We start from the raw sequence: 1,257 nt of genomic DNA on the forward strand, positions 1-1,257 counted from the left end.
GCGGGCCCGCCGCTCCGGGGGACGCCCCCGGCGCCTGAGAACGACCCCAGGGCTCCGGCCGCCGCGAGGAGGGCGGCCGGAGCCCCGCCTTGCCGTGCCCGCATACCCCCGGACCGGCGGGACCGCCTCCTCCGGCAGCACGGTGCGGCCGGTGCCGCGGACCGCCTACGCTCGTCCCATGCCACCCGCCAAGCGCCGCCCCCGCACCTATGACTTCCGGAAGACGAGCACCGCGCTCTTCGCCCAGTACGGGCTCGCCCGAGCGGCCGTGCGCGGGCTCGGCGAGAAGGAACTCGCGCTGCCCTCCGGGCTCGGGGAATGGACCGTCGCGGAACTCGTCACGCACCTCGGGCTCACCCTGGAGTCGGTGACGCGCGCGGTTGAGGCGGAGCCGCCGACCGGGTCCCAAGTAGCCCTCACCGACTGGCCGTTCACGACTGTCACGCGGGCCGCGCTCAACGAGGAGCGGGTACGGGAGCGGGCCGCCGGGCTCGTGGGGCGCGCCGCGCTGGACGACTGGCTCGCCGAGACCGCGACGCGCGCCGACCGGGTGCTCGAAGGAGCCCTGCCCGGACGGCTCGTCGCCGCCCCCGCCGGGCCCATGGCCCTCGGCGACTTCCTCGTCACCCGCTGCGTCGAACTCGTCGTGCACAGCGATGACTTGGCGCGCGCGACCGGGCGCGAGGTGCCCCTGGACCGGCAGGCGCTCGCCGCCTGCACACGCCTGCTCGCCGACGCGCTCGCCGCCCACGTGCCCGGCGCGTCGACGGAGGTACGGGTGCCGCCGTACGCCGTCGTGCAGTGCGTCGAGGGCCCCCGCCACACGCGCGGCACCCCGCCCAACGTCGTCGAGACCGACCCCCTCACCTGGGTCCGCCTCGCCACGGGCCGCACCGACTGGTCGAGCGAACGCGCCGCGGCCCGCGTGAGCGCGAGCGGCGAACGCGCCGACCTCTCCCCGTACTTGCCCCTGCTGGGCTGAGCCGGCGCTGAGAGCGCCGCGCACCGGCGTCCACCTCGGGGGTGGGCGCAGGTTCCGTCTTTCGGGCGACACGCGCTCCTCCCGGCTCCGGGCCGGGGCGCCCGCCTCACCCCCGAAGCGCCTGGAGCTCCCGCGCCCCCGGAGCCCCCAGCGCCACGACCCCGCTGCCCGCCCCCACGATCCCGCCGGGCCCGGGGCCCGTCCCCAGGACCCGAGCGGCCTCCGCCGCCACACCCCGCAGCACCCCCGTCAGGTGGTCCCCCGGCGGCTGCGGC

Annotated in this window: 1 protein-coding gene; it reads left to right on the forward strand. The window is 78.0% G+C overall.

What is annotated here, in order from left to right:
- The first annotated feature begins 178 nt into the window (after nt 1-178).
- Nucleotides 179-982, forward strand: coding sequence for a maleylpyruvate isomerase family mycothiol-dependent enzyme (locus G3I42_RS15990; protein ID WP_164286542.1), 804 nt, complete (start codon nt 179-181; stop codon nt 980-982).
- The last annotated feature ends 275 nt before the right edge of the window (nt 983-1,257 follow it).

The sequence above is a fragment of the Streptomyces sp. SID11385 genome, assembly GCF_010548245.1.
Taxonomy (GTDB): Bacteria; Actinomycetota; Actinomycetes; order Streptomycetales; family Streptomycetaceae; genus Streptomyces.